Source organism: Lutispora saccharofermentans (assembly GCF_024363565.1).
Taxonomy (GTDB): Bacteria; Bacillota; Clostridia; order Lutisporales; family Lutisporaceae; genus Lutispora; species Lutispora saccharofermentans.
Map to the genome: position 1 here is coordinate 23,368 of NZ_JAJEKE010000004.1, position 26,751 is coordinate 50,118.

The 26,751-nt window shown below is 39.4% G+C and carries 19 protein-coding genes and 1 CRISPR repeat array (1 of these 20 only partly in view); of the genes, 8 read left to right on the forward strand and 11 right to left on the reverse strand.

Annotated elements, in window-relative coordinates; genetic code table 11:
• Positions 1-1,501: a CRISPR direct-repeat array (repeat unit 30 nt; unit sequence GTTTCAATTCCTTATAGGTACTCTAGTAAC) (it extends 1,827 nt beyond the left edge of the window).
• A 313-nt stretch (positions 1,502-1,814) separates the two neighbouring features.
• Positions 1,815-2,807, reverse strand: a complete 993-nt coding sequence (locus LJD61_RS06445; protein WP_255226706.1) for a helix-turn-helix transcriptional regulator — start codon at positions 2,805-2,807, stop codon at positions 1,815-1,817.
• A 271-nt stretch (positions 2,808-3,078) separates the two neighbouring features.
• Here LJD61_RS06445 and LJD61_RS06450 point away from each other — a divergent pair, with 271 nt between their 5' ends.
• Positions 3,079-3,963 (forward strand): helix-turn-helix domain-containing protein, encoded by an 885-nt coding sequence (locus LJD61_RS06450; RefSeq protein WP_255226707.1) that lies wholly within the window; start codon positions 3,079-3,081, stop codon positions 3,961-3,963.
• Between the two features lie 75 nt (positions 3,964-4,038).
• Here the strand turns inward: LJD61_RS06450 and LJD61_RS06455 are convergent, their stop codons facing one another.
• Entirely contained in the window at positions 4,039-7,377 is a 3,339-nt protein-coding gene (locus tag LJD61_RS06455; protein ID WP_255226708.1) for a hypothetical protein, read from the reverse strand.
• A 282-nt stretch (positions 7,378-7,659) separates the two neighbouring features.
• Entirely contained in the window at positions 7,660-10,239 is a 2,580-nt protein-coding gene (locus tag LJD61_RS06460) for a LuxR C-terminal-related transcriptional regulator (RefSeq protein WP_255226709.1), read from the reverse strand.
• Positions 10,240-10,453: 214 nt separating this feature from the next.
• On the opposite strand from LJD61_RS06460, the gene LJD61_RS06465 reads away from it, so the two are divergent.
• Complete coding sequence (locus LJD61_RS06465; protein WP_255226710.1) at positions 10,454-11,338, forward strand: helix-turn-helix domain-containing protein; 885 nt, start codon at positions 10,454-10,456, stop codon at positions 11,336-11,338.
• Positions 11,339-11,437: 99 nt separating this feature from the next.
• Here LJD61_RS06465 and LJD61_RS06470 read toward each other — a convergent pair whose 3' ends face one another.
• Entirely contained in the window at positions 11,438-14,659 is a 3,222-nt protein-coding gene (locus tag LJD61_RS06470; RefSeq protein ID WP_255226711.1) for a hypothetical protein, read from the reverse strand.
• 294 nt (positions 14,660-14,953) lie between these two features.
• Between LJD61_RS06470 and LJD61_RS06475 the strand changes: the two genes are divergently transcribed.
• Entirely contained in the window at positions 14,954-16,525 is a 1,572-nt protein-coding gene (locus LJD61_RS06475; RefSeq protein ID WP_255226712.1) for an S-layer homology domain-containing protein, read from the forward strand.
• Between the two features lie 44 nt (positions 16,526-16,569).
• On the opposite strand, the gene LJD61_RS06480 is transcribed toward LJD61_RS06475, so the two are convergent.
• Together LJD61_RS06480 and LJD61_RS06485 are read right to left on the reverse strand one after the other, a co-directional pair.
• Complete coding sequence (locus LJD61_RS06480) at positions 16,570-17,046, reverse strand: hypothetical protein (protein WP_255226713.1); 477 nt, start codon at positions 17,044-17,046, stop codon at positions 16,570-16,572.
• A 92-nt stretch (positions 17,047-17,138) separates the two neighbouring features.
• Positions 17,139-18,626: a putative glycoside hydrolase gene (locus LJD61_RS06485; protein ID WP_255226714.1), complete on the reverse strand. Its 1,488-nt coding sequence runs from the start codon at positions 18,624-18,626 to the stop codon at positions 17,139-17,141.
• Between the two features lie 393 nt (positions 18,627-19,019).
• Here LJD61_RS06485 and LJD61_RS06490 point away from each other — a divergent pair, with 393 nt between their 5' ends.
• Complete coding sequence (locus tag LJD61_RS06490) at positions 19,020-19,706, forward strand: DUF4397 domain-containing protein (RefSeq protein ID WP_255226715.1); 687 nt, start codon at positions 19,020-19,022, stop codon at positions 19,704-19,706.
• A 15-nt stretch (positions 19,707-19,721) separates the two neighbouring features.
• Here LJD61_RS06490 and LJD61_RS06495 read toward each other — a convergent pair whose 3' ends face one another.
• The 3 genes from LJD61_RS06495 to LJD61_RS06505 all read right to left on the reverse strand — a co-directional run bounded on the left by LJD61_RS06495 (position 19,722) and on the right by LJD61_RS06505 (position 21,322).
• Positions 19,722-20,381, reverse strand: a complete 660-nt coding sequence (locus LJD61_RS06495) for an SdpI family protein (protein WP_255226716.1) — start codon at positions 20,379-20,381, stop codon at positions 19,722-19,724.
• Positions 20,371-20,661 carry an autorepressor SdpR family transcription factor gene (locus LJD61_RS06500; protein ID WP_255226717.1) on the reverse strand — a complete coding sequence of 97 codons (291 nt, stop codon included), beginning with the start codon at positions 20,659-20,661 and terminating at the stop codon, positions 20,371-20,373. The genes LJD61_RS06495 and LJD61_RS06500 overlap by 11 nt, the downstream gene beginning before the upstream one ends.
• Positions 20,662-20,791: 130 nt before the next feature.
• The gene (locus tag LJD61_RS06505) at positions 20,792-21,322 is read right to left on the reverse strand and encodes a hypothetical protein (RefSeq protein ID WP_255226718.1); all 531 of its coding nucleotides are present in this window, start codon (positions 21,320-21,322) and stop codon (positions 20,792-20,794) included.
• Between the two features lie 348 nt (positions 21,323-21,670).
• Here LJD61_RS06505 and LJD61_RS06510 point away from each other — a divergent pair, with 348 nt between their 5' ends.
• From LJD61_RS06510 to LJD61_RS06525, 4 genes are all read left to right on the forward strand, one after another.
• Positions 21,671-22,000, forward strand: coding sequence for a winged helix-turn-helix domain-containing protein (locus LJD61_RS06510; protein ID WP_255226719.1), 330 nt, complete (start codon positions 21,671-21,673; stop codon positions 21,998-22,000).
• A gap of 85 nt (positions 22,001-22,085) precedes the next feature.
• Positions 22,086-22,880, forward strand: coding sequence for a molybdate ABC transporter substrate-binding protein (gene modA, locus LJD61_RS06515; protein ID WP_255226720.1), 795 nt, complete (start codon positions 22,086-22,088; stop codon positions 22,878-22,880).
• A gap of 12 nt (positions 22,881-22,892) precedes the next feature.
• Positions 22,893-23,561 (forward strand): molybdate ABC transporter permease subunit, encoded by a 669-nt coding sequence (gene modB, locus LJD61_RS06520; protein WP_255226721.1) that lies wholly within the window; start codon positions 22,893-22,895, stop codon positions 23,559-23,561.
• 5 nt (positions 23,562-23,566) lie between these two features.
• Entirely contained in the window at positions 23,567-24,199 is a 633-nt protein-coding gene (locus tag LJD61_RS06525) for an ATP-binding cassette domain-containing protein (RefSeq protein WP_255226722.1), read from the forward strand.
• A 117-nt stretch (positions 24,200-24,316) separates the two neighbouring features.
• On the opposite strand, the gene LJD61_RS06530 is transcribed toward LJD61_RS06525, so the two are convergent.
• Together LJD61_RS06530 and dctP are read right to left on the reverse strand one after the other, a co-directional pair.
• A complete protein-coding gene (locus LJD61_RS06530; protein ID WP_255226723.1) occupies positions 24,317-25,597 on the reverse strand; it encodes an L-cysteine desulfidase family protein in 1,281 nt (426 codons plus the stop codon).
• Positions 25,598-25,697: 100 nt separating this feature from the next.
• Positions 25,698-26,732, reverse strand: a complete 1,035-nt coding sequence (gene dctP / locus LJD61_RS06535) for a TRAP transporter substrate-binding protein DctP (protein ID WP_255226724.1) — start codon at positions 26,730-26,732, stop codon at positions 25,698-25,700.
• Positions 26,733-26,751 lie beyond the last annotated feature (19 nt).

The following is a 26,751-nucleotide window of genomic DNA, read 5'->3' on the forward strand; positions in this document are numbered from 1 at the left end:
GGCTATCAATTAGCTGTTGCAAGTTTCAATTCCTTATAGGTACTCTAGTAACGTCAAGCATCTATTCCACCCCTTCCGGCCAAGCTATGTTTCAATTCCTTATAGGTACTCTAGTAACGTTGTGTTTTAAGGCCACATTGAGGAAATGAGCTTGTTTCAATTCCTTATAGGTACTCTAGTAACCCATACTTTCTACGGCCCACATTGCATTACCTTGATAGTTTCAATTCCTTATAGGTACTCTAGTAACTGACCATGCTCCAGTGCCTCCGCATAAATCCAAAAGTTTCAATTCCTTATAGGTACTCTAGTAACTTACTTCTCCGGCAAGGTCCCTGTCCAAACATATAGAGGTTTCAATTCCTTATAGGTACTCTAGTAACCCAGAGTTCTCAAGCCTTATACCCGATAAATCCCCGTTTCAATTCCTTATAGGTACTCTAGTAACTTAGCGGGCTTTTGTCATCTGTTAGATATATGGTAGTTTCAATTCCTTATAGGTACTCTAGTAACGCTAAAGTAGTCTAAAGCTTCCACGCCTAATACAAGTTTCAATTCCTTATAGGTACTCTAGTAACTCAGGAGTACCATTGAAAACAACACCTGCATCAGGTTTCAATTCCTTATAGGTACTCTAGTAACTTGTTGTATTCGTCTGCAGTGATTTCGTTTACCAGTTTCAATTCCTTATAGGTACTCTAGTAACCATCGGCAGAAGAACTGACCTCAACATTTTTGCCTGGTTTCAATTCCTTATAGGTACTCTAGTAACTTAAATATAGTGGTACTTATCAGATAGGGCTTCAACGGTTTCAATTCCTTATAGGTACTCTAGTAACCTTATGGAGTGCTTGCATTCTCGCTCTATAAATTGTTTCAATTCCTTATAGGTACTCTAGTAACTCATTGCCGGAATACTATCTTCATAGGTCTTTTTTAGTTTCAATTCCTTATAGGTACTCTAGTAACCTCTGCTGTTCACAAATAATCCCTCCCCATGATTCGGTTTCAATTCCTTATAGGTACTCTAGTAACCAATGTACTTCGCCCATGCAATCCATATCACCGTGTTTCAATTCCTTATAGGTACTCTAGTAACATTGAACTCTTTGATACCTCTACGGCTTCAGCGAAGTTTCAATTCCTTATAGGTACTCTAGTAACCAGGTCGAGAAAAGCCTGTGACGGAATTTGGTGAGAGGTTTCAATTCCTTATAGGTACTCTAGTAACTTTTGAGCTTATTTAGAGCACCAATCATATCGTTTAGTTTCAATTCCTTATAGGTACTCTAGTAACCTAGGTACGCAATAGGCTGTTTTGCACTGTCTACCATCCCAAGTTTCAATTCCTTATAGGTACTCTAGTAACTTTAGAGAAAATAAGGCCATTTGAGCCGAATTTGGTGTTTCAATTCCTTATAGGTACTCTAGTAACCCTGAATGTGTCGGTTCCTCAGTGCGACCCAAGAGAGTTTCAATTCCTTATAGGTACTCTAGTAACCATTTCACAGCCTCATACTACTACATTTCATATTTCTTTGTCAAATCAATATATTTTTCTAGACAAAAGATAGATTATCGTAAATAGGTTGATATACCATAACTATAGCTAATTTCTACACAAAAATAAATTGTCGTCGATCTCCAGGTTTTTTAACGCTATTAGAGAGCGACGACAATTTATAAATACTTATGATTATAATATATAGCTCTATTGATAACTTTCTTTTGCTGAAATTGAAAATTGTGAGCAAATATATTTAAATTTTTGACATCAACCTTGCCCTTTATTTTCTTTTTTATCTCCCCCTATCCTACTCTACATACCTCTCCATCATCCTTCTCACCCCATCTACGACCTCTTCCCTTAACTTCTCCGGTTCCAGCACTATTACGTCACTTCCGAAGCTCAGCACCCACTTGATGATTTCCGGCGTCATAGTAGTGGTTTTTTGAAATAAAATGCTGCCGTCTTGCTCTTCCACCAAAAGATCAGCTTTTGCACTTTCGTACTCCTTTACATATCTAGCCCCTTCTCCTCTAAATTTGAGCACCAATTTAATTTGCTCTTCTCCCGCAAGCTTTCCAAATCTGCCTTTTCTATAGTTCTCATAGAATTTCTTTGGTCTTTGAAAGGATTCGTCCAAAAGCTGGGCATCCTGTATTCGTGATATCCTCAGGTCTCTGATTGAATTCCTCAGATGGCAATACCCTACAAGGTGATAGCATCCCTCATATATTTCAATTATGTATGGATCAAATTGTCTCTCTGTGGTCTCATCGCTGTTGAAAGAATGATATCTTACCAGGAGTCTTTTGTTAAGCTCGATGCCTTTTCTCACAATGCTTACGATTTCCTCATTGAGATGCTTTTCCAGCCCAATATAGGATTCTCTCACCTTTAACAGTTCACTCAGTGTTTCTATATAGGCTTTATCCAGTTGTGGCAGATTGTTTATTATCCTGTCAATAAGATGCCTGGCTGTATTTCCGATATCCAGCATGGAATAGGATTTAAGCAGTTCTTTGATAAAGTGCAAAGATATGAGTTCGGATGCGGTAAAAGTTATATTCTCTATGCCAAATTTATTTGCTACATAATACGTACTCTTGCCTCTTTTTTCTTCCATGACGAAAAAGCTGCCGGCAGATATAAAGTCAATGTCTCTTTCTACAGTTTTTTTGCTCACATCAATCCCCACCATATCAAGATTTTTATGAAGCTCATCCACTGTATAGCCTTTTTTACTATCAGAAAGCAGTGATAGTATGTATAGCTGTCTTTCGATTTGAGAAACATCGTTCATAAGATTCCTCCCGCTTCTCTTGTTTTTAATATACCTCATAGTCCGGACAGAATATGGGCGTTTTATAAAATTTTCAAACATTTAATTGTATTATTTGACACAAATATGGTTAATCCTTCAAAAATAATCAAAGCAGCGTTTTTTATAATACTGAATTATTAGAAAGTTTATACTTACTAACATAAAATACCTGATATAATATATATAAAGCCTAGACCGCGTTTTAAACTTCACCTTAGCCAAGATATTGTTAATTGGGGGAAATAAGCTTATGTCAGTCGATATGGAAAAAGTCATGAACCTGGCAGGTCCTATTCCTTTCACCAATATTGGGAACCCAAAGGTTGTCGTCGAAAATTTTTGCAGCAATGACATAGCTATAGTCAACACCAATAAGACTACAAATATCAGCCATGGAACTCATGCCCACAATAGCTATGAGTTTGATATCTGTCGTGCTCCTATGCCTTCGACCACCATAGATAATAAAGTGCATGATAAGCCTTCCAATTCCCTGTTTGCTATCAATCCCATACAGGAGCATGGATTGATGGCAGCTATAGAAGGCTTCAGCCTTTGTGGAATACATGTGGATAAATGCATGGTACAGCAAGTCGCTGATGCTATATATGGTTCGCCCAATATAGTTTTTTTCAATGACTCCTTTATAGTGACCCATGATATAAACCTTCTTGTGAATCTGTTTTTAGAAGAGCTGAGATACAAACAAGTCGGACATGAATTCCTGGTAGAAAATCTTTCTCTGCTTCTCGTCGGTAATTTTATAAGGCATATAAAGCATAATCTTCCGGCTAAGCCTCATAATAAGCCCAATGTTCTTAAAGAAAGCATCAAAAAAGCAATAGATTATATGAATGAGAATTATGCTGCCGGTGTTTCATGCACCGAGTTGGCTCAGCTTATAAGAATGGACAAATACAGCTTTATAAGGATCTTTAAAAAACAGACAAATGAAACCCCCTATGAATATTTGATTGAACTTAAAATTGAAAAAGCAAAGAAGATGCTGAGGTCAAACAAATACACTATCACCGAGATAAGCATGGCATGCGGTTTTTCCAGCCACAGTCATTTTACATCGACTTTTAAGAAAAGAACAGGCCTGTCTCCTACAGGGTATAGGTTAAACTTGTAGGAGAGGGCAAAGCAATATTTTACCCCCTTTAGCCATATATTAGGGCGAAAGGGGGTAAGTTTCATTTTTTAAGGATCACCGCTTTATAGCTTTCGTTCCATTCAGATTCTTTAACTTTACGCCGGCACCGATATTTTTAAAGTTGGCGCTCTTGCCGTCCGCATCCATATCCATTTCAAAAGTTACTATATCTCCGAACATGCTGGTTTCTGAAGGCATCATTATGCTCCCTTTGAATACTCCGTTTAAGATCGTGCCTTCTACCATATAAGCCGTGCTTCCCTGAAGGATGCTGCCTGTTATCGATGTTCCCTTTTGAATCAGCTCCATTATGCCCATCTGGGTCATCCATGCTCCTTGCCATTGGTTCATAACGTCTCCGGGATTCACTATCGAATCGATTTTTTCCTCTGTCACTAAGGTTACTGCTTCTTTCAGCGGTCCTATGAAATCTTCCATAGTTTGCTGATTATTATTATAATGATATGAATATGGGTCATAGGTTTTGGTCAGTTTCAATCCCTCATGTTCTATTTCTATTACATAAGCCACAACATCAGGCTTATCAAATTCAAATTGTGATGCTGATGTAGGTATTTGCTCTATTCTAAAACCTATAGGGCTGCTGGCATCTTTCACAGACTTTAACCACATTGCCTGCTGTGCTTGAACTGTTGCAGTCCATGGCACCCAGTCTGATTTCGGTTTCGGCAGCCAGTTATCATGCGGTCCTTTCATATCCTCCAGCATAGCTTCCAAAGCGGATTGAACTTGTATAGATGTAATTTTTATATTGCCGTTATAATGCTTTAAAGCAGAGCTGTTTGTGCCGGGCCTTACATATTCATCTCCCTGGTTTTGTATCCAACCCATATCTCCTTTATTGGTTATGCTGCCGAATACCTTTGTTGGTTTGATAAATTTGCTGCCTTCTATATCCTGCTCAGTCAAATCTTGACCTTGCAATTCACCAAGTCTGTCCAGTCTGTCCTGAGCATTGGTTATGCTGCTCGGCAAAGATATATTGCTGTCAATAGATCTGCCTAATGTAATTTTTCTTTCTTGCATGCCAGCCGCTGCGTTAGATCCTTCCATAGGCTTAAAATCATTATAAATATTGATGGTTAGCGAGTCTATATTTCTGTTTCTGGTCACGCCCTGATTATCAGGGAATTTTGAGCCCTCAAAGTTTATCAATGCATTTACATTGTATATGTTTTCATCTATAGGATAAGCATAAGTGAATATACCGTTCACTGCATTAACATTGAGAACCGCCGATTGAAAATTATTATCCTGTATTGTCAGTCGAACAGGTCCTGTGTAGTTGCCGGAAACTCTGCCTGTAATTATATCGTTAAAGGAATCTACATTAAAGTCCAGCTTGCTGAATGGAACTGTAGCTTGAATATCTTTACTGTTGCCAACAACTTTGTACTTTTTCTGATCTGCTTCAAATATGGGGCTGTTCTCAATCTTAACAATTACCTTGTCAGTGGGCACTATGCTATATCTTGAGGAATCTTGAATTTTAAAGTGGCCCTCTGCATCTGTCAGCCCGGGAATTGTATATTTCAATCTGCCATATTCCCAGACTTCTACCTCATATCGTCCATTGGCATAGGGTCTTTTTGCAGATTCTATATCCGCATTATCACCTGCATATCCTGTTCTGGGTTGACTGGTAGTGTCAAAGAGTATTTTCCCTTCTATGGTGTTTGTATAGGCATCAGCCAATACAATCATATGCGGGGCGACCTCCCGTACCATATCTCCACCGCTTCCTGAGGCTTCCTCCCCAACGCTCCATTCACCTTTATAGAGAGGATAATCTATATAAAAGATTGAATACCTGTCACCCAGCAAATATCCAACCAGCTCTCCAAAGGCATCCAAGGATATGGAGCCGCTGGCCTTGAAATCTTGAGCTCCGCCGGAACCTCCGCCTCCCGAGGCACTAAAGGTGGCTCTGGATTTAAAGCCTACCCATATTTGCAATGCACCTAATTCTTTTCCCCAGATTATTACTCCTACCTGCGGAACGCAAGCCAGGGTTGTATTTATCTCTCCGTTTACCGTAAAGCTCATATCAAAGCTGGCAGGTTTAAAGGCGGCATAGGGGCCTACAAAATATGGTATACTGCCATAGCCAAATGCTTTATATGCAAAGCCGGCTCTTGCATCGCCAGTGGTAATTGTTCTTACTTCTACATGTATCTTGCCTTCAACGCCGATTACCAGGAATATTCCTACGAAGGCTTTGTTTCCCTTTTCATCTCCCAGTACTTTCCCTAAATCTATATCATAGCCGTATACACATTTTTCTATGGTTTTATTGAAGGTCACATCTCCGTCAAGGGTCACATCTGCTGTTGCCTTTGCGTCAAAGTAAAAATCTGCCTCCACATGAGTGGTCAACGGATTGAGGTCAAAATAGGCGTGAAACTTAGGATCTTCAATAGTTATTGTGCCTCCCTTTACTTTTACATCGACACTTAGGGAGCTTTCATTCTCCACGCCTCTCAAATCACCATGCTGATCCTTTTCCCACCAGTCACCTTTAAATTTCTCTTTTCTTTCCTTTTCCTTAGCCTCTTTGTCTGCTTTTTGCTCTTCTTTCGACGGATATTCAAATATTGTTACTCCCGGTTTTAGTGTCAGAATATGCTTGTTTCCTTCTTGCCTGAAGCTTACATAATCACTTACTCCAGCCGCTGCAACGTAGTTCTTTGACATTCCGCTTTCAGAGCTCAGCTCAAATTCAGGAGCAATATATGCAATATTGCCTGTGGTCAGATCTATGGTTTGCTCCGGAATAGCATAGGACTTAAATACATCTGTGAGCTCAGGGGTCTCCACTATATATTGAGGGTTCCCCACTGAATCTGTGTCCTGATTATCCAAAACCCTAAAGGCACTACCCATTTTTTCATCAACATATATGTCATTAACATTTGGTTTAAAGGATGATGCGGCACTTTGAGGGATGGCCAATATTTTTGAGCCTGCCGGATATCTTATACCATTTATTTTGTCAATAGATAACTCGTTTTCACCTGCCGCTGGAGAAGCAGGCTCAGCAGTTGCTCCACCCGGTAAACTTATCGTAGGCGGAGTGATCCCCGTACCTATGGATGGTTCTGTTGGCTTCAAATCAAAGGATGCAAATTTGTCCAGGCTTAAGGGTTTAAAGTCATATTCCATTGAAGCAGGAATTCTCTTTACCTCATCCTTAAACTCATACTGAACTCCTTGAATTCTGGCAGGGGTTTCAAGTCTTCTTAAGGGAGCTGTTATTGTTGGTGTTTTTATCGCTGGTCCACTTGCATAAGCAGCAGAAAAAGGCGACAACATGATTGAAAAAATCAATACTAATGAAATTAACAATGCCGTATTTCTATTATGCTTGTACATTGCATCACTCCTCTCCATATATTTAAATAAAAATTATTATAAATTTCATTATATGAGTAATTTAAGAAAAAAGCTTTTAGTTTATTGCAAGGGCTTGTGAATAGTTGCATTACTCCCAGCCTCACTTCCTTTAAAAATAATGTTGGCATTCTGTTCCTATATACCATATTACTTCCTTATGATAATAAGTAAATTACACAAAGGTATAACAATTATAATTTTTGATGACAATCTACACTTTCTTGCACAATAAAAAAACAGCCTGATAATGGCTGTTTTATCTTAATCGGTCATCCTGTTATCTATAGCAAATTTTACTGCTCCAGATCTGGAGCTGACTCCTATCTTTCTATATATTTTAGAGGTTATAACCTTTACATTATTGATAGTGACAAAAAGTTCCTTAGCTATATCTTCTCCGGTATAGCCCTTTGCTATGAGATATAGTATCTCTCTTTCTCTCTTTGTCAGTTTGACAGGCTTCTCTGCCCTGTCCGGATTCATAGCATTATACCCTGCCTTAAATTTTTGCAGAGCCTTTTGAAATTCCTTCTGTCTTTTTATTACTGCGTCAATCCATTCCTTTGGTAAGGCAAGCTCAAAGGAATCATAATTTTTTGAAAGCTGTTTGAATATAGGCAGCAAAAACTCTCCATACTCAAGATAAGGTATGATTATCCTGTCGGCATCGGTTATGTTATAGGCTGCATTTAAAGCTTCGATAGCTGTTTCTATCCCATAAAGATTAAAATTTACAATGGCTTTCAAAATATAAGCTCTCATTATTCCATATTGATAAGTAAAAGGAGCAAAGGTTTCAAGCATTTTAGGTATTATGCTTTCTATTTTTAAATAATTCCCCTTAAACAGCAGCACGGCAGTATAGACAAGGTATTCGAAGCCAAAGGCCGTCATAGATACGGAGCTTTTATCAAGTTCCCCGCTGTAAAGCCATTTGGGTATGCGCTCCAGATCTCCCGTTATGACGTTGAAAAAGCCTATGCACATATCCAGGGTTGTAGAGTAAACAAGGGCTTTCCTCAGGTTGACTATATTACGAATATCTTGCAGTATCACAGCTGCTTTTCCATAGTTGCCTTCCACCATACACAGTTTGATGAGAAGCAGCTTAGCTGCAATAATAATGGAGTTTTGCTCCTTTTGCTCAGCTTTATATATAGTACGGTACGCATCCTGCTCCGCTTCTTCATATTCGCATCGTTCGAATTCCGCCTCCGCTTTTATGAGGATATCGGCGCCATAGCCGCAAGGAGTTATCTTTTCCCACCAAAAGAATTCCTCTGTAAAGCCCTTTACTATATTATCAAGGTTGCCTGCTTTGTTGTAATAAAGGTACAGCATCGATGGGTTCCCAAAAGTAAATGAAATATATTTGCTCAAAAGCTCAGAGCCTTTGGGCAGAAATTTGCAGGCTTCCATGTGAAAAGGGAGCATGGCAAATACATCATTAAAGGCCATCATGGATTTTACTACTGCTGCTTCACCTAATAGTTTGTTTTTCACGACTTCAGGTATTTGAGGACTCTTGCATATATGCTCCACTTTTTTTATGAGCTCAATTGCTTTTTCCGGATGCTTGCTCCTGGTCATCAAAAAAGCAGAAATAACCAAAAGCATCGGATATTTAATATAATATTCCTGAGGAAGCTTCTGCAGATATGACACAATTGTTTCCAGCTGCTGCAAGCTGAAAGTATCTGAGAACTTATCTCTAAGCAGCATTTCCGCAATCCCTTCGTAATTGTTTGCCGCATCAAAATGTGACAGTGCGATTACGACATCGCCTTTAAAAGCATAATATTCGCCGGCTTGGGTATTAAGGGCATTAATATTGAGCTCTTTACTCGATTGGAGGCGTTCATGCAAAAAATCGCGAAAAATCCGGTGCATTTCATAATGCTGCCTATCTTCGCTTATCTTAATAAGTGAATTGTTGGTAAAAATATTTGATAGGAGTTTTTGAGTATGATTTGTTCCTAAAATGTAATTACAAATGTCTATGTCAAAACGTTCTAATATTGAGAGCTTTAACAAAAGTTCCTGAGTTTTTTTACTATAATTATTAAATATGGTAGTTTCGATAAGATTATTGATATCCAGTGCCGCAGCATCGAGATTCATATCAGCTATGCTGTCTTTTTTTATATATAGGCTTGATAGGAATATTGCACTTGCCCAGCCGTCTGTATAGCTTTCTATGTCTTGTGCAGAGGCTTTTTCAAGATCTATATCAAGCGTTTTATAATATTCCATAAGCTCATTTATGTCGAAACGAAGTTCTTCCTTGGTTATTTCCATAGCAATTCTTTTAATTTTCAAATCAAGCATGAAATTTTGGAGACATACCCTTGATAAAATGTAGATATGCAAATTTTTTATTCTAAGGCGTGCGATTTTTTCTAGAAGTTTATCAATTTCCGGATTTCCCAAAAGATGATAATCATCAATGATCAAAAGCCTTTTATTTCGAGAGATCATATTTTGACTGACTATATCATATTGCTGTTCAAATTGGGCCGAGGAAAAAGGAAAACCGATTTGAGCCATAGCATCACCTATATCCTGATTTATCTTCTTATATAGATCGGATATATGTGCCCAAAAGCGTTGTGGATTTCTATCCAACTCACTTAACGACATAAAAATAACTTCGTAATCCGTATTTTTGGCAAATTGCATAGCAGCAGTGGTCTTTCCGTATCCGGCAGGTGCCCAAACCAATGTCATAGGATATGATAAACCTTTCTCAAGCAAAGCATTCACCCGCGGACGATAAAGCATTTTTTCCAGATCCAAATCAAAATCATAGGCAGATTTTGATTTGGAAATTTTAGCTGCCATAATCTCATCTCCTATATTACTTAAATATTAATAAAAGATAAAGCATCTGTATCAAAACATTTTTATTTATATATTATATTAAGAATCCAGAATGAACAAGTTTTCCTATAGGAAAATTAATTTGCTTTTTATACTTTAGTGTAATTTATTTTGTGCTTAGATTTGATATCATTATAATATATTGTATAAGCAAATAGAAACAGGAAGTGATCATATGTCCGTTGATCTGCATAGAGTAATTGATTTAACAGGTGCTATTCCTTTTGATAATATAGAGGATGCAAAAGTAGTGATTGAGAACTTCTGTTGTAATAATATCGCTGTAATCGTAACCAATAAAGCCACGAATATTGCTCATGGCACTCATCATCACGACAGCTATGAGTTTGTCATACCTTATGCAAAATTACCTTCTGCTGTCATAGACAATAAGGTTTATGACAGACGAAGCAATTCATTATTTGCCATCAATCCCATGCAGGAGCATGGTGTGTCAATAAATATAAAAGGCTTTACTCTTTGTGGAATACATATAGGTAAGAGCCTGATCCAAGAGATTTCCGAAGAAATATACGGCTCCGGAAACATTGTTTTCTCCAACGACTCAAATGCTTTGAATCATGATATAAGCATGCTTATTCGCCTTTTTTTAGAAGAATTGCGTTTTAAACAGACAGGCTATGAATTCATGACAAATAATCTTAGCTTGCTTATAGCAGGAAATCTTATCAGGCAATTGAGACATAACCTTCCTCCCAGGCCTCATAATGTACCCAAGGGCACCAAAGAAAACATAAAAAAAGCAATAGACTATATGAATGAGAATTATGCTTTAGGTGTTTCATGCACCGAATTAGCTCAGCTTATGAAAATGGACCAATACAGCTTTATAAGAAGCTTTAAAGCACAAATAGGCAAGACCCCTTATGAATACCTTCTTGATATGAAGATTGAAAAAGCAAAAAAGATGCTGAATGCCAATGGATACTCCATCACTGAAATAAGCATGATTTGTGGTTTTTCCAGCCACAGTCATTTTACATCGACTTTTAAGAAAAAAACAGGTATATCTCCAACAGATTACAGGCTAGGCCTCTAGTCAAAGAAACTGTATGCATGCTCTTACTCAGCGAGATGAACCGCCCCCTTTCGCCGTATATTGAAGCGAAAGAGGGTGGTTTTTATTGCTTATTCATTTTTACTGTTTTAAAGCCTTTGTTCCATTTAAGCCCTTTAGCTTTGTATTTGTACCGAAGTTTTTGAAGCTGATGCTGCCATCACCTGACATATTCATCTCAAAGGAGGTTATGTCGCCGAATATACTTGATTCCGAAGGGATCAGTATGCTTCCTTTGAATACCCCGTTTGATATTGAGCCCTCTATGGCATATTCTTTGCCGTTTTGGATGATAGTCCCGCTTATGAAGTTGCCTTCCTGGTTCAATTGCATTGTTCCGATATTTGTAAGCCAAGATCCTTTCCATTTATTTTGTAAACTATCGACCGGATTAGTTATAGCATCCTTTTTCTCCTCTGTTTTGAGTATCACTTCTTTTTGAAGCGGCTGCTTAGCAAATTCCTGAACTTTCTGTAATGTATTTGTATAGTGAAATACAAATGGGTCATATCTCACTTCTTTCTTCAATCCTTCATGCTCAATCTCCAGAACATAGCATAGGGCTTCAGGATTAACAAATTCAAAGGTAGAAGCCGAGGTTAACTCCCCGTCAAAGGTCACCCGCTGTGCATTTACCGTAGCTGTCCAGCCTTTTTGTCTTATCAGCGGGTCGGTAAGATTAGAGTGATCTCTTCTATTCAAAATTGCAAGCATTGAGTCCACCACAGGCAGGGAGGTTATCTTTACATTCCCCAGATATGGTTGAACCGGAATGCCACTTACTTCTGAATTTCTTACGTAGTTTTCCCCTATGGTCTGGATTGGACCCATTTCTGCTTTATTCGTTATGCTTCCTATTATTTTTATGGGCCTTACAACCTTGTTTCCTGCATCATCCACATTTTCTGTTATGCCTTTATCATCTTGATTTATTTTTATTTTGTCCCAATCAGCTTGCGTATTAATGCCAGGTATATTTATATCGTCTCGTATCTGGATTTTTTCTTCTGATAATTTATTGCTAGTCTCGGGAGCAAATTCATTTATAAAGATTATTTCTAATGCATCCAGATTTCGTTCTCGCACTACCTCATAAAATTCCGGGAACTTGCTTCCTTCAAAGTTTATTTCTGCTTTTACATTATAGGTACTTTCATTTATAGGTACAGATAAAGTGAATATACCTTTTTGTGCATTGGTTCTATACTTTGTTACCTTAAACCCATTCCAATCTTTCACTTCAATATCAACAGGCCCGCTATATTGCCCCGATACTACGCCGGTTATGATGTCATTGAAGGAGTCAACATTAAAATCCAAATCAGTAAAAGGCACATCAGGATATATTTTTTGACTGCTTCCTGTGACTTTATATTTTTTATTATCCCTCTCATATACATCGCCTTTTGGTATAGTGAGTATAATTCTATCAGAGGGCAGTAAATTATATCTACCTGTATTGAACTTGAAATTTCCTTCGCTATCTGTATAGGTGCTGAGGCTAATTTTTATGTCTTCAAAACCGTCATATATTTCCAGATCAAATTCTCTGTTGGCAAAGGGGATAAGCTTATCGGTAATGGCTATTTTGCCCTCCACTATATTGGTGAAAGCATCTGCCTTTGCCAAAAAGCTTGCATTTACCTCTCGTATTAGATCTCCCCCTCCGCCTGAAACTTCCGTGCCTACATCCCATTCTCCATGATAGATCGGGAAATCAAGCCTAAAGATTGAGTACCTATTGCCAAAGAGATAGCCCACCATTTCTGCAAAGGCACCCAAATCCAAAGAACCTTTGGATTTTATGGCTCCATCGGTGCCGGTACCGCCTCCCCCGCTGACACTGAACTTTGCATCACCTTTTAAGCCCAGCCAGATTTGTAGTGCACCTATCTCTGTGCCCCAGATTATAACGCCTACCTGCGGGACGCAGGCCAGAACCGCATGAAGCTCGCCATCGGCGGCAAATGTAGCATCAAATCCCGTAGGCCTATAAGTCACATAAGGCCCTACGAAGTAGGGTATGAACCCATAGGCAATAGCCTTATAGGCAAAGCCTGCCCTGGCATTGCCTGTGGCTATTGTTCTTACTTCTACATGAACCTTACCGTTCACACCTAATACCAGGAATATTCCTACAAAGGCTCTGTTGCCTTTTTCCTTGCCCAGCACCGACCCTAAATCAATGTCATATCCAAATATACAGGTTTCTACAGTTTTGTTAAATTTCAGATCGCCTTCAAAGGTAACATCAGCTATTGTTTTGGATTCAAAATAAAAATCAGCCTTAGCTTGAGTGGTCAGCCAGTTGAGGTCAAAATCCGCGTGGAAGGTTGGGTCCTCAATGGTTATGGTCCCTTCTTTTATTTTTACTTCAACTTTTAGTTCCGATTCTTCTTCAAAGCCTCTTAAATCTGAATATTGCTCTTTATTCCACCAGTCACCTTTAAACTTTTCTTTTTCAGCTTTTTTCTTTTCTTCCTCAGTTTTTTCCCTATCCTCCTTGGAAGGATATTGGAATATCATTTTGCCCGGTGTGAGTGTAAGAATATGCTTGTTTCCCTCATGCCTATAGCCTGATAAAAAGCCATTGTCCGCAGCCATATAATTTGGACTCATGCCGCTTCTAGGGTCTAATTGCACGCCGGGCGCCATATACGCTATATTTCCCGTAGTAAGCTTTATATCCTGCTTGGGTATTTTATAGGATTCAAAAATATCTGTTAAGGCGGGTGTTTCTACGACATATTGCTTATTTCCCTCTGCATCGGTCTTGCCATCCTGCAGAACTCTATAGGCTAATCCTTCTCCTTCATCGATATATATTTTATTTGCCTTTGGTGTAAATTTTGAGAGATCAGCCTTGGGTAGAACCATAAATTTAGAGCCGGGATTATATCTGATACCTTTCAATTTATTGGGGTCGATGGTTTCCTTGCCGGTGACTTTGTCTGCTCCTTCATAGTTTACTAGATCATCCAATCTTATCTGTTCCAAATCATAGCTCATGTCTGAGGGCAGCTTTTCTACCCCCGGCTTCAGCTTATAGGTTACACCCTTCACCCTGGCGGCTTCCTCAGCCCTTTTAAGTTTTCTGAGATGATCTCTTATACTGGAAGGGTCCTTTGTAATAGGGTTATTGATAACGGGTCTATCTATCGTTGGAATATTGATTCCCGGCTTTTCAACCGGCAGCTTTATATCCGGTGCGCTTGCATAGGCAGCGGAAAAAGGCATAACCACTATAGAGAAAATCATTGCCAAAAATATTATAATTGCCACAGCTTTATTTCGCTTATTCATTTATTCACATCCTTTTCGAACATTATTATCTATAATAAACAAAATATAGCAGAAAAGCTTTTAAAATATTGCTAAAGCTTTTAAAAAGTTGTGTAATTTTTCATCGACCTTCAAGAAAAAAACAGGTATAGCTCCGGCAGAGTATAGAATGAGGCCTTAGAATATCTACGGCCTTTTTTTATGCAATTTTTTGGAAGTATACAGCAACTTTTTGGAAGAATTCTTAAAGGCTTGGTGCTACAATGTTTATAATTGTGTAATTGTAGTTTTTAAGATAAATAGGAGGGAAATTTAATGAAGAAAAGATCTTTAAGCATTATTTTGGTATTATGCTTAGTTATGTCAGCATTTTTTAGCGTACCTGTTTTTGCAGCGGGTACAATAACTCTGGACAAAACACAGTTTACAGCTGGTGAAAAAGGTGAAGCTACTATATCCGGATTAACTGATGAACAAATAGAGAACGATGCGGCCATTTGGCTTGGTAAAAAAGGTGACAGGATTGGGAATTTTGATCTGAAAGAATATGTCATCAATCTGCCCGAATCAAATGTCTGGGAGTTCAATGCACCCACTTCTCTAGGCACTTATGAAATAGCATTGATTGGCGGTGATGAGAATATAATAGATAAAGTAGAGTTCACAGTAGGCGCCCCTAAGGCTAAGGCAGGAGATATAAAGCTGCCTAAAACTGAAGTAAAGCTCAATGAGCCTATGTCGGTTACTATTAATGGACTTACTGATGAAATGATTGAAAATGATGCATGGCTCGGAATAGCGGAAGCAAATGAAAAGATCCAAAACACTGATCTCACAGACTATATATCGAATCTACCTGCTGACAACACATATCAGTTTAAGGCTCCCTACAAGTTCGGCAAATATGAAATCAGAGTATTCTCTGATGGTGTTACGGATAATAAAGAATCGGTATTGTTTGGGACAGTATCTTTCGATGTTGTATCCAGCAAAGCAAAACCCGGGGATATAGTATTATCTAAAACCAATGTCCAGCCTGAAGAAAAGATGAGCATTACGGTCAATGGACTTACTCCCGGCGAAATAGAAGAGGATGCATTCTTTGCTATTGAACTGGCAAATGAGAAGATTGAAAATACTAATGTATATGCATATGTTAACGATTTCAAAGTAGGCAATGTGTATGAATTCAAGGCACCCTCTAATCCCGGCAATTATGAGGTAAGAGTCATTTGCTCAGGAACTGTAGATAAAGAGCTATATTCTTATGCTTTATTCGGCACAGTTCCATTTACAGTTAGCGGAGCGCCTGTTGATGAAATAGCTGCAGGAACAGAAGGCCTGTCCACATGGGCTGCCGGAGAGGTAAATCAGGCAGTAGATGAAAAGCTAGTTACAGATAAGGTTCTCTCTCAATTCCCTAAGAATATAACTCGTGAGGAATTCTGTGAATTAGCTGTTCTGTTATATGAAAAATTAACAGGACTTAAAGCAGAACCAGGAGTAGACAACTTTACAGACACTGATAATCCTGAAGTACTAAAAGCATTCAAACTTGGCATAGTTAATGGAACAAATCCGGAAAAGACCTTATTCTCGCCAAACTTAGAAATAACAAGAGAGCAAATATCTGCTATGCTGCTCAGGACACTTCAAGCCGCAATGCCTAACCTGCAGCCTACCGGCGAATTCAAAGCAAACTTCCTGGATGCCAACAGGATAGCACCTTGGGCATTATCAGCAGTTAAGTTTATGAACGCAAACGACATAATAAAGGGTAGTACAACGTCAGACGGTTCAGCATACTTCCTGCCACAGGGTAATACAACCAGAGAAATGGCTATAATGCTTGTTCTTCGTGCATTCAACCAATTCAGCAAATTCTAAAGATGAAAAATCTCTCCCCTTATGGGAGAGATTTTTTTATCCCATTATTCCATTTCTACCAACAGTTCGCCTTCTTTGCCATATATGCCTTCCTCATCTATCTGCACATAGCCATCGGTGGCATCGGCTAGAAAATCCAGAAGCGTTTCAAGGAATTGCCAGCCTTCTTCCGTTATATCTTCATCTACATCCAGAGCATATATCTGCACCATATTCTTTACGATATCAACCGCTTTTTTCTGCTCCTTGCTGTAAGGAAGCTCCTGGAGCACATCGAGGAATTCCTGCCTCTCCTCTTCAAATATCGGGTCTACCCCTTTTATGTTTCTTTCCAATCTTATGGGTTCATGGTTGGGATCATACTCCAGCATCAAGTATTTCCAATCTTTTTCGTCAAAATCCTCGTCAAATTTCCCGGGAAAAGTAGAAAATTCGTATTCTGCTTCCAAAAGCTCATCGCATATGGCAAATCTCGACGGATAATCCTCCGCCATTGAAAAAACCCGCGCATAAAAGCTCATCTTAGCACCTCCTATTATTAACCACTGAAAGACACTGAATCTTTCACTAAATTTCACGGAAGGAAAGTTATTATAAACTACCATCCATCCTTTTACTTCGTTACCGCTCCTTCTGAGTATCTATTTCCTGCATTCCACAGCAGAAACTCATCTATTCCGTTCTCTTCCAAAGCTTTGATCTGCTCTATGACCTGTTTGTCGCCATATTTAATGTAACCTTTTACCCATGGAGCTGTAAAGTCCTGTATCCATGGTCTTATTATGGCAGGAGTCGGCATGTTTTTATTCCTTATAGAAGAATCTTTGGCAGAATTATATACTGTTTTGTATGGATCAGCATCAGGTATAGGCACGCCGTAGGTATTATTTGCATAATGGCTGGGATACATCATAGGGCATATATAGTCCACAATATTGCTCACTGCTTCCCAATATTGTCCTAAAGACATATCATCCTCTACAGAGCCTACGAGTCCATAAACATCGGCAGATATATATACTTTTTTGGGTGACAGCTGTTCTCTGGCATATTTTAAGTAATTTTGTATCGTTCCGGGCTTTGATTCACCTGTTGTATTTCTATAATCCAGCTGCTTGTCCAGCTTGCCCCCGTCAGAGGCCGGGAACCTCACATAGTCGAATTGGATCTCGTTGAAGCCTGCATCGGCGGCTTCCTTTGATACCTCCAGATTGTATTCCCAAAGAGTCCTGTCATGAGGAGAGGCCCATATAAGTCCGTCCTTATTCATAAAAGGCTTTCCGCTATCTTTATATATTATTGCTTTGTCGGGATTTTGGGTCGTATAAGTAGGATCCTTGAAGGACACTATTCTGGCAATGGCATATATATTATTATCCTTAAGCTTTTTCATCAAGGCTTGTATATCCTTTACCGTTGCCTTCTCGTTGGCTTTTGGACTGAACTTTTCCGCTGCCTTTGTAGGGAAGAGCATATAGCCCTTATCGTCCTTCACATCTATTACGAATGCATTTATATTTGTTCTTTTAGCCATTTCAATCAAGGAATCGATCCTAGCGTTCGAAGCAGAATATATGGTCACATACAATCCTCGGACCTTTACTCTGGGGTTATTCTCATATTCCTTTATTTTCTTTTGAGGAGTATAGTCCATATCCTGAAATTTCTCCCCTATAAGGCCCGTCCATTCCCTGGCGGCGTTTTTAGAGCTTATCCAGCCGGTTGTTTCTTTCCCTGCTTCATCTTCGTAAGTAACTTTATACCATGTCTCTTCCTTTTCATCCTTCTTTTCTTCAAGGAAGACCACCTGACTCCCTTTGGAAAGGCTGCCCAGGATTTTAGCATCTTTCACAATGTCCTCTCTGACATTGATCTTTCTTCCTGTAATAAATAGAGTATTTTCTGCAAAGGTCATTGCGGGAATTTCTTCTTCAATAAATTCCGGTTCTTTGATTTCTTCGGGAGCTTGATTCGGGTTTTCCGAACCATTTTCTGATACGGCTGGCAGATTTTCTGATTTTGTTCCTTCAGAGCAGCCGGTGATAGAGCCTACCAACAATAAAACAACGATTAGAAGAGATATTACTTTTTTCAATTCCATAGGGCACCTCTCATATTATATTATGCTAATTCATTATATCACATAATTCGACTGCTTTTGATGTTATTTTGTTTCAATTTATTTGTGAATTAATGACGGTAAAAAATCATATATATATAATGCGCTATAGAGCTATTCTCTGTGGTCTTGGCTTGAGGCGCGAGGTTCGGGGATTTAGGTCTGAGTGTTGAAGCAAGGAATGGAAACCACTAAAAGACACTAAACTTACACGAAATGACACAGAAAGATTTTTTATAGGCAATATTATTGCAGGGGTCACCATCTATTGGCTGTTTTACCACCCTTCAGTGTGAATCCGTAAAAGGTTCCGTGTAAATCCGTGTTCCCCCGTTTCCTGTCGCATTTTCTATAATTTGAGAAGGAGGTATCAATATGGCTTATTGCCCGCTGCGTCCATATATGGAATGCCCTATTACAGCAAAAAGCATGAGCTTGAATGAAGCTGAAGCTATAGAAGAAAGGCAGGGGGGATTTTCTTTCATAAGATTCCTCCATGCGTCTCCAAACACGCCCGCTGTTGATATTTACATCGATGACAGGAAGGCAGTGTCAAACCTATCTTATGCAAGCATGGCAGGTTATTCAGCACTTCCTTCGACATATCATAAGATCAATGTCTATCCTATGGGGCAAAAAGGAGAGCCCCTGCTGCGATTTACTATCAGCCCTGTTAAGGGCAATTATCGTACTTTTGTGCTTTCAGGCTTATCTCCAAATATCCAGCATAGGACATACATTGATTCGGATGAGACAATACCTGACAATGAAAGCCTCTTGCGCTTCGTTCACATATCGCCCAATGCTCCTGCAGTGGATGTGACTCTGGAGACGGGAGAGGCATTATTCAGCGGGTTAACCTTTGGCAGGACAGAAGAGTATATAAGAATGGAGCCCGGAATATACAGTTTAAGGCTGCGTGCTGCAGGAACACCCGGCGCAATATTGGGCGAGGCCAATATTGCCTTGTCAGGCGGCAGAGCATATACAATGTATGCCATAGGCATACTGGGAGGCTCTCCGCCTATCTCAGCAATTATATTGTCGGATGGAAGAAGATAAAAACAGGCAGCGTCGTCATGGCTGCCTGTTTTTTAACCTGTTGAATATTATATAGGAATAAACCACCGGTATCAAAGAAGGGAGTATCAATATGATCAAAAATATCCATCCCACATTGAAATTCAGCACTGCCAGTACAGCTCCGATAAGCCCTCCGGCCGTCCACAGCTTTGCTGCCAATCTATGAGTTTTCGTCCATACTTCTTCATTAGCCAGTGTCCATGGGGTCTTTACTCCTACAAAGTAGTTATGCTTAAGCCTTCCCATGACATTCCCCATAAGCATGAACAATAACGATACGCCTAGCATTACCATCCTTCCTGTATCAACCACATATCCTAATGCAGCTGCAATTATCATTATATGCATACAAATAAAGAAGATATGAAAAAGATATCTGAAATATATATAGGTGCTTTCAAATAGCTTATAATTCTCTTTTTTCGGGTCCAGTGCGGGAAGAAAAAGAAACATCACATACATGACCAAGTTCATAATAGGCATTATAAGACTGCCTGAGAGTTTGTTCGAATAACCGTCGATCTCCCCTCTGAAGTTCCAGTGCGTTGGTATCCTTTCAGGCAATTGGGGATAAAAGTAAAAGCTTATGGCAAAAACCATTATGATCATTATTAGAAGCGGAAGCTCTCTTTTGATATTAAATTTATTCTTCATCTTTAAAACCTCCCTTTGCATCGGCTATATTAAAAAACCAATTAATAACCTCCTGAAAAACAGTGGTATTAAGGGAATAATATATATTTTGCCCCTTTCTTTCGTCTATCACAAGATCAGCTTGCTTTAAGATATTCAGGTGATGTGATATGCTGGGTTTTGTCATATCAAAATGATCGGCTATCTCACCTGCAGTCATATCCCTTTCTTTGAGCATCTGTATTATCTTGCGCCTCGTCGGATCAGACAAGGCCTTAAAAGGCATATTGAGCAAAGACATTGAAAACGCCTCCTCAAAGGGTTATTTAGATATTTATCTAAATATCTAATATAATTATATGCTTTAATTGCCGGAAATGCAATAAAAACATGGGGTTTATTTCCGGGCTCACACAATGCGTTTCATATGCTTAATCATAGACTGCTTTGCAGTGATGAGCATCTATGCTGTCCAGTATTCTTTCCTTAAGCTCTTCCCCATTCTCAACCATGGATACAGGCACCTTTACAGCTCTATTGAAATTTACCTTGAGATCCTGCACCCGTCCTCCCCTTGATAATGCGTCCATTACCTCCTCATAAGACATCTTGGACCTTATTCCTCCTATCCTATGTCCGCCTCCCCACCTTTGTCTTATAAATACAAAGAGCAGGGACTTGCCTTCTCCTATATCATGGACTGCACAGAAAGCAGCTTGCGCAAGCCTGATCGTCTTTTGATTCAATGGCCTTCTGACAACCACTTTTTCATCATCTATTGATATACTTAGAATCATGCCCTGATAGGTCGGTACGCACATAAGAAATAAACTTACCATAAAGAACCAGGATAGAAATCCTCTGCTTGTAAAAAAGTATATTATTAAAATAAGTCCTATGAAGCTAAGCAGCGTTATTCCGGCCCATTTTAAAGTGCTTTTATATCCTTTGTATACTGTCATCCCAATCCACCTTTCACTCGTTTATGTAAGAAATTGCGAAGCAATTTTTTTCGGGTACGAGGTGCGTAGCCTAGGGACACTTCTATGTGGTCTTGGTACGAGGTTCGAGTGTTATAGCAGAGCTCTGGGGTCTGACCCAAAAGGAATACCCTAACCCTCGTACCCCTTACCCCGTGCCTCGCAGCCATAAAAAATACTGCGTATTTTTTATTATACATGTATTAACAGAATTTTAACACTACTTTTATCCTATGTATAGAATTTTCATATTGATGGCCTTTTATCATGATATTTGCTATAATAATAAAGATTCTATTGAAAAATATACCTATGGTTTGGAGATTTTTTATGTATAATTTGAGATATAAGATATGGCTGGACAATGATGGAAAGGTTTTTGGCCAAGGTCCTTACGAGCTTCTTGTAAAGGTAAAGGAAAAGGGCTCCTTGTCCGAAGCTGCAAAATCGATGGGCATGTCCTATAACAAAGCCTTTAATCTGGTAAAGGATATTGAAGGCCGGCTGGGCTTCTCATTGATCAAAAGCAAAACAGGAGGCGTCGGAGGGGGTTTTTCCCTGCTGACGGATGATGCCGAAAACCTTCTCCAGACCTATGCAAAATTTTATAAAGAATGCGAAGAAGCCTTGAATAATATTTTTAATAAATACTTCACTTAACATCGAGTAAATCTAAAGCTTTACTTTTTTCTTCATCTTCGTTATACTCGAATTAGTATTACGGTTAGTAAAGGAGCTGATCTTTATGAAAAAAGCTATTGTTTGGATTTTGACTATTATCTCTTTATTCAGTTTTACTGCTTGCAGCAAGCCTGCCGAACCTGCCGAGCCTGTGAAGCCCGCCGAGCCGATAGAGCTTAATATTTCTGCCGCAGCAAGCCTTAAGGATGCACTGATGGAAATGCAGCCTGAATATGAAAAAAGCAATAATGTTAAGCTTATATTGAATTTTGCGGCTTCGGGAACTCTTCAAAAGCAGATAGAGGAAGGCGCTCCTTCGGATGTATTCATATCTGCCGGTAAAAAACAAGTGGATGCTTTGGAGGAAAAGGGACTCATAGTAAAAGAAAGCCGGAAGGATCTTCTCGGCAATAGTCTGGTTCTCATCGTCGCTGAAGAAGCAAAGGATAAAATACTTAAAATCGAGGATATTGGTAAAGCAGAGACAGGCAAGATAAGTATAGGCGCCCCGGAAAGCGTGCCTGCAGGAAGCTATGCCAAAGAAAGCCTGGAGAGCCTAAACATGTGGAAAGACATTGAACCCAAGCTTGTGCTTGCAAAGGATGTAAGACAGGTGCTTACATATGTTGAAACCGGTGAAGTCGATGCTGGCATCGTTTATTCTTCTGATGCTGCATTGTTAAAAAAGGGAGCTATCGTTGGAGCATTCCCTGCTGATTCCCATAAGCCCATCGTATATCCCGCAGCATTGATAAACGAAAGCAAGCAAAAAGAAGCCGCAAAGAATTTTCTAGATTTTTTATCCAGCGACAAAGCTGCTGAGACCTTCAGCAAATACGGCTTCGAAGTTTTAAAATGATAAGGTGAAGATATGATACTAAAGCCTATGCTTCTTTCTCTCAAAATAGCATCAATAGCGACAATATTCTCTCTGATTATAGGAGTATATCTGGCAAAGGTTATGACGAAGAAGGACTTTCCCGGCAAGAATGCGGCGGAAGTCCTCATAACTCTTCCTATGGTCTTGCCTCCCTCTGTCACAGGATATATACTTCTCATTTTGTTTGGCCGCAGGGGCATAATAGGAAGCTGGCTCTACTCTATGGGCATCTCTCTGGTTTTTTCATGGACAGGGGCTGTCATGGCTGCCTGTATAGTATCTCTGCCTCTCATGTATCAAAGCGTCAAGGCCTCCTTTATCAATGTTGATCCCGTCTTTCAAAAAGCAGCGAGAACTTTGGGAGCTTCCGAGAGCAGGATATTTTGGACTGTCACCCTGCCTCTTGCCTGGCCTGGAATCGTCAGCGGCGTAGCCTTGACTTTTGCCCGCTCTCTTGGTGAGTTTGGGGCCACTCTTATGATAGCAGGCAATATACCGGGCAAGACCCAAACCATACCTCTGGCCATATATTTTGCCTCAGACTCAGGAGATATGGTCACTGCCAATATATTGGTGGGAATAATGACAGCTTTCAGCTTTATTTTGATTTACTCCCTGAATAGCTGGCTGAAGAAGAAAAACTTTCATAGCATAGGGTGATGGATATGGTCGATATTAAAATTTATAAGAAAATGGATTATTTCACTATTGATATAGATATAAGCTTTGAAGGAGGCATTTTAGTCATTCAAGGCGAATCCGGAGCAGGGAAAACCACTTTGCTGGATTGCATCGCAGGACTCAAAAACCCCGATAGAGGGAGCATATCTATAGAAGACAGGTTTTTATATTCATCAGAGAAGAACATAAACCTTCCGGTCAAGGATAGAAATATAGGTTATCTATTTCAAAGCTATGCGCTCTTTCCTCATATGAGCGTAATGGATAATGTGCTCTACGGCTTAAAAAGCAGAAAAATCAAAGATTTTTCTTACGCTGAAAAAGTCCTTGATTCATTCGGAATACATCATATCAAGGACAAACTTCCCTCTAACATCTCAGGAGGGGAAAAGCAAAGGACTGCCTTAGCCAGGGCCATAGCAACCAGACCTGCACTTTTGCTCCTGGATGAGCCGTTTTCAGCTTTGGACAGGGATACAAAAGCTTCGGTCTATGAGGAATTTGTGAACTTCAAAGAAAACTTCCATATGGATACCATATTGATAACCCACGATGAAAAGGAAGCAAAGCTCTTAGGGGACAGGATAATCCATCTCAAAGACGGTAAAGTAATATAAAATACTACGTATTGCGTGGAACACGAAAAAAACAGGTCAGGTATTGATAATTTCCCCTGACCTGTTTTTTCGTGAAAAATTCCGTGCCTTTCAGTGGTTTCCGTCTCTTCTTTTGTATTATTTTACTTCTCTATCAATTATCGCCTTACACATCACAATATCAGTATCAACCATACCTTCTCTTGCAATCTTACCAAGCAGCTTAAGAGTATCATCCGCAGAATCTGATACAATCCCATCTCTTTTAGGTATACTAATCCCTTCAACAGCCAGGTATGCTGACTCTATTGCGACCCCCACAGCTGTTGACAGCTTCATTGCGCATCCAAGCTTGGCGCCGTCACATAATACTCCGCCCAGACTTCCCACAATATTATTTATGGCCATCTCTACCGTCTCATAACTGCCGCCCAATAAATATGCAGATCCTGCAGCTACGCCTACCCCGGCAGCTATTGCGCAGGCACACATAGCTGACAATCTCCCAATATGGCTTTTTATATATATGGTCAAAAGAAAGCTCAAGCATATAGCGCGTATCATTTCCTCTTCACTCTTCCCATATTCCTCACACAAAGGCAAAAGCGGTACAGAGGCAGTGATTCCGACATTACCGCTGCTGGCGCAGCTCATGGCAGGTATATTATCCCCTGCCATCCTTGCATCCGAAGCTGCAGCTGCTAAGCTCTTGGCTTTTATGTAAGCTCTGTCACCTTTAAAATTGTTGAAACCGACTCCGAATCCTCCTCCAACATTATTCTTAAGTCCTGCTTTGCTAAGATTTACATTCATATCTAAAGCATCTTTTATAAACATGATCGACCTTAGATCGATACTCTTTGAAAAATTATAAAAATCTTTAACTTTGAACTTTCTTATTGGTGCGTCGACTTGATTATCTGGTGCTTCACTGCCTATATCCTCTTTACTATATACTGACTCACCATTTACTTCTATAAGAACCACATTAGTATGAGTTCTTTTTACTATGGCTCGTCCAGCACCATTTTCTGTCTCGACATAGGCTTCAATAAATAGGCCTACTTCTTTTAATTCCCAGCATATATCTACTTCTACAAAGTCTTTGGCAAATTCCTGAGCATATCCCTCCTGTTCGGGCGTAACATTTTTTAATACTTCCAATCCAAGCTTTGAATCACCGCAAACCGCTCCCAGCGCAGCCGCAATAATTAAGCCCATCTTTGAAGTTCCGGGAATACCTACAGATATAGAGTTTTTATAAGTATCCCTATCCACCTTGACTTTTACTGACTTTACCTTCCCCCCGACAGCGTCTTTTGCAACGCTTACAGCATAGGATACAGAAGTGGGCCCTGTACAACCCAAAGCCGGTTTTACCTCTGATTTTAAAATTGATAAGATTTCATTGTTAATCAAGCTTTTATCCTCCCTAAGTTTTTAATATAATATAGGCTGCATATATGCAGCCTATTGCTTTTTGCCCCATGTTTAATGAAGGAAACACTCTGACATATGTTTATTTGAGAAGATTATATTTTTCTACTATGCTATCAAAAAACTCTTCGTTAAAATCTGCCTTAGTAGCAGGCCAAACTTTTTCTCTTATTACTTTAGCAAAATTTGATAATTCTTCATCAGTGAAATTAATTATTTCCACTCCGGCTTCGACAAGCTTATCCTCATATTCCTTTTCTTGTTTTTCAGCCTCAACAAATCTCTTTGTTTCCATTTCTTTTGCAGCGGCAGTAATGGCTTCTTGCTGTGAAAGGCTCATCTTTTTCCAGGTTTCAGCGCTTATACATACATACCATAGCTCAAAATGGTCATTTATAGGCAAATAGTATTTTACCAGGTCTCTGTAGTTGGAATAGTAACCCTCAGCACCAAGACCTATAGCACCTTCTACCATACCCGTCTGCATCGCAGTAAAGGTATCGGCTGCCGGTAGTGGAGTAGAAAGATAACCAAGCTCCTGCGAAGCAAGGTCAAAGGCTTTCATATTTGGAACACGAATTTTAATACCGTCCTTACTATTTACATTCGTCGGATCTGAAGGTTTTTTTGTTAATGCAATGCCTCCAAAGTATAATGGATAAGTACCGATAAGCTTTATATCATTTTTTTCGCAGATAGCAGCCATATTATTAACCAAATCGCCGCCGCTCTTGTATACTTCTTTTGCCTCATCCCAATTCTGTACCAGATATGGACAATATGAGATACCAAAAGCTTTATCCAGATTTGTGCCAATAGGAGCGATCTGCATATCAACATCACCTATGCTCACTCTTTCAAGAACAGTGGTATAATCCCCCAATTGAGATGCAGGATATATCTCAAACTTAATAGTTCCATTGGTTTTCTTCTCAACTTCAGCGGCAAAATTGCGGATATCGTTATCTGCGACGGAGCCCTGAGGTCTGATATGTGAAAGCTTTAGAGTCAAATTTTGTTCCTTTGCAAATGCTTCACTGTTTTCTCCTTTGGGGCCGCACGCCACTAGAGAAGCAGAAAGTATTATGACCATAATTAAAGAAATGGCTCTTTTCAAACTAATAACCTCCTCATAT

Coding starts and splice junctions, on each gene's coding strand:
- LJD61_RS06465 (WP_255226710.1), top strand. CDS start 10,454: ATGTCCGTTGATCTGCATAGAGTAATTGATTTAACAGGTGCTATTCCT.
- LJD61_RS06460 (WP_255226709.1), bottom strand. CDS start 10,239: ATGGCAGCTAAAATTTCCAAATCAAAATCTGCCTATGATTTTGATTTG.
- LJD61_RS06485 (WP_255226714.1), bottom strand. CDS start 18,626: ATGGAATTGAAAAAAGTAATATCTCTTCTAATCGTTGTTTTATTGTTG.
- LJD61_RS06480 (WP_255226713.1), bottom strand. CDS start 17,046: ATGAGCTTTTATGCGCGGGTTTTTTCAATGGCGGAGGATTATCCGTCG.
- LJD61_RS06475 (WP_255226712.1), top strand. CDS start 14,954: ATGAAGAAAAGATCTTTAAGCATTATTTTGGTATTATGCTTAGTTATG.
- LJD61_RS06450 (WP_255226707.1), top strand. CDS start 3,079: ATGTCAGTCGATATGGAAAAAGTCATGAACCTGGCAGGTCCTATTCCT.
- LJD61_RS06445 (WP_255226706.1), bottom strand. CDS start 2,807: ATGAACGATGTTTCTCAAATCGAAAGACAGCTATACATACTATCACTG.
- LJD61_RS06525 (WP_255226722.1), top strand. CDS start 23,567: ATGGTCGATATTAAAATTTATAAGAAAATGGATTATTTCACTATTGAT.
- LJD61_RS06495 (WP_255226716.1), bottom strand. CDS start 20,381: ATGAAGAATAAATTTAATATCAAAAGAGAGCTTCCGCTTCTAATAATG.
- LJD61_RS06490 (WP_255226715.1), top strand. CDS start 19,020: ATGGCTTATTGCCCGCTGCGTCCATATATGGAATGCCCTATTACAGCA.
- LJD61_RS06510 (WP_255226719.1), top strand. CDS start 21,671: ATGTATAATTTGAGATATAAGATATGGCTGGACAATGATGGAAAGGTT.
- LJD61_RS06455 (WP_255226708.1), bottom strand. CDS start 7,377: ATGTACAAGCATAATAGAAATACGGCATTGTTAATTTCATTAGTATTG.
- LJD61_RS06500 (WP_255226717.1), bottom strand. CDS start 20,661: ATGTCTTTGCTCAATATGCCTTTTAAGGCCTTGTCTGATCCGACGAGG.
- LJD61_RS06470 (WP_255226711.1), bottom strand. CDS start 14,659: ATGAATAAGCGAAATAAAGCTGTGGCAATTATAATATTTTTGGCAATG.
- modA (WP_255226720.1), top strand. CDS start 22,086: ATGAAAAAAGCTATTGTTTGGATTTTGACTATTATCTCTTTATTCAGT.
- LJD61_RS06505 (WP_255226718.1), bottom strand. CDS start 21,322: ATGACAGTATACAAAGGATATAAAAGCACTTTAAAATGGGCCGGAATA.
- modB (WP_255226721.1), top strand. CDS start 22,893: ATGATACTAAAGCCTATGCTTCTTTCTCTCAAAATAGCATCAATAGCG.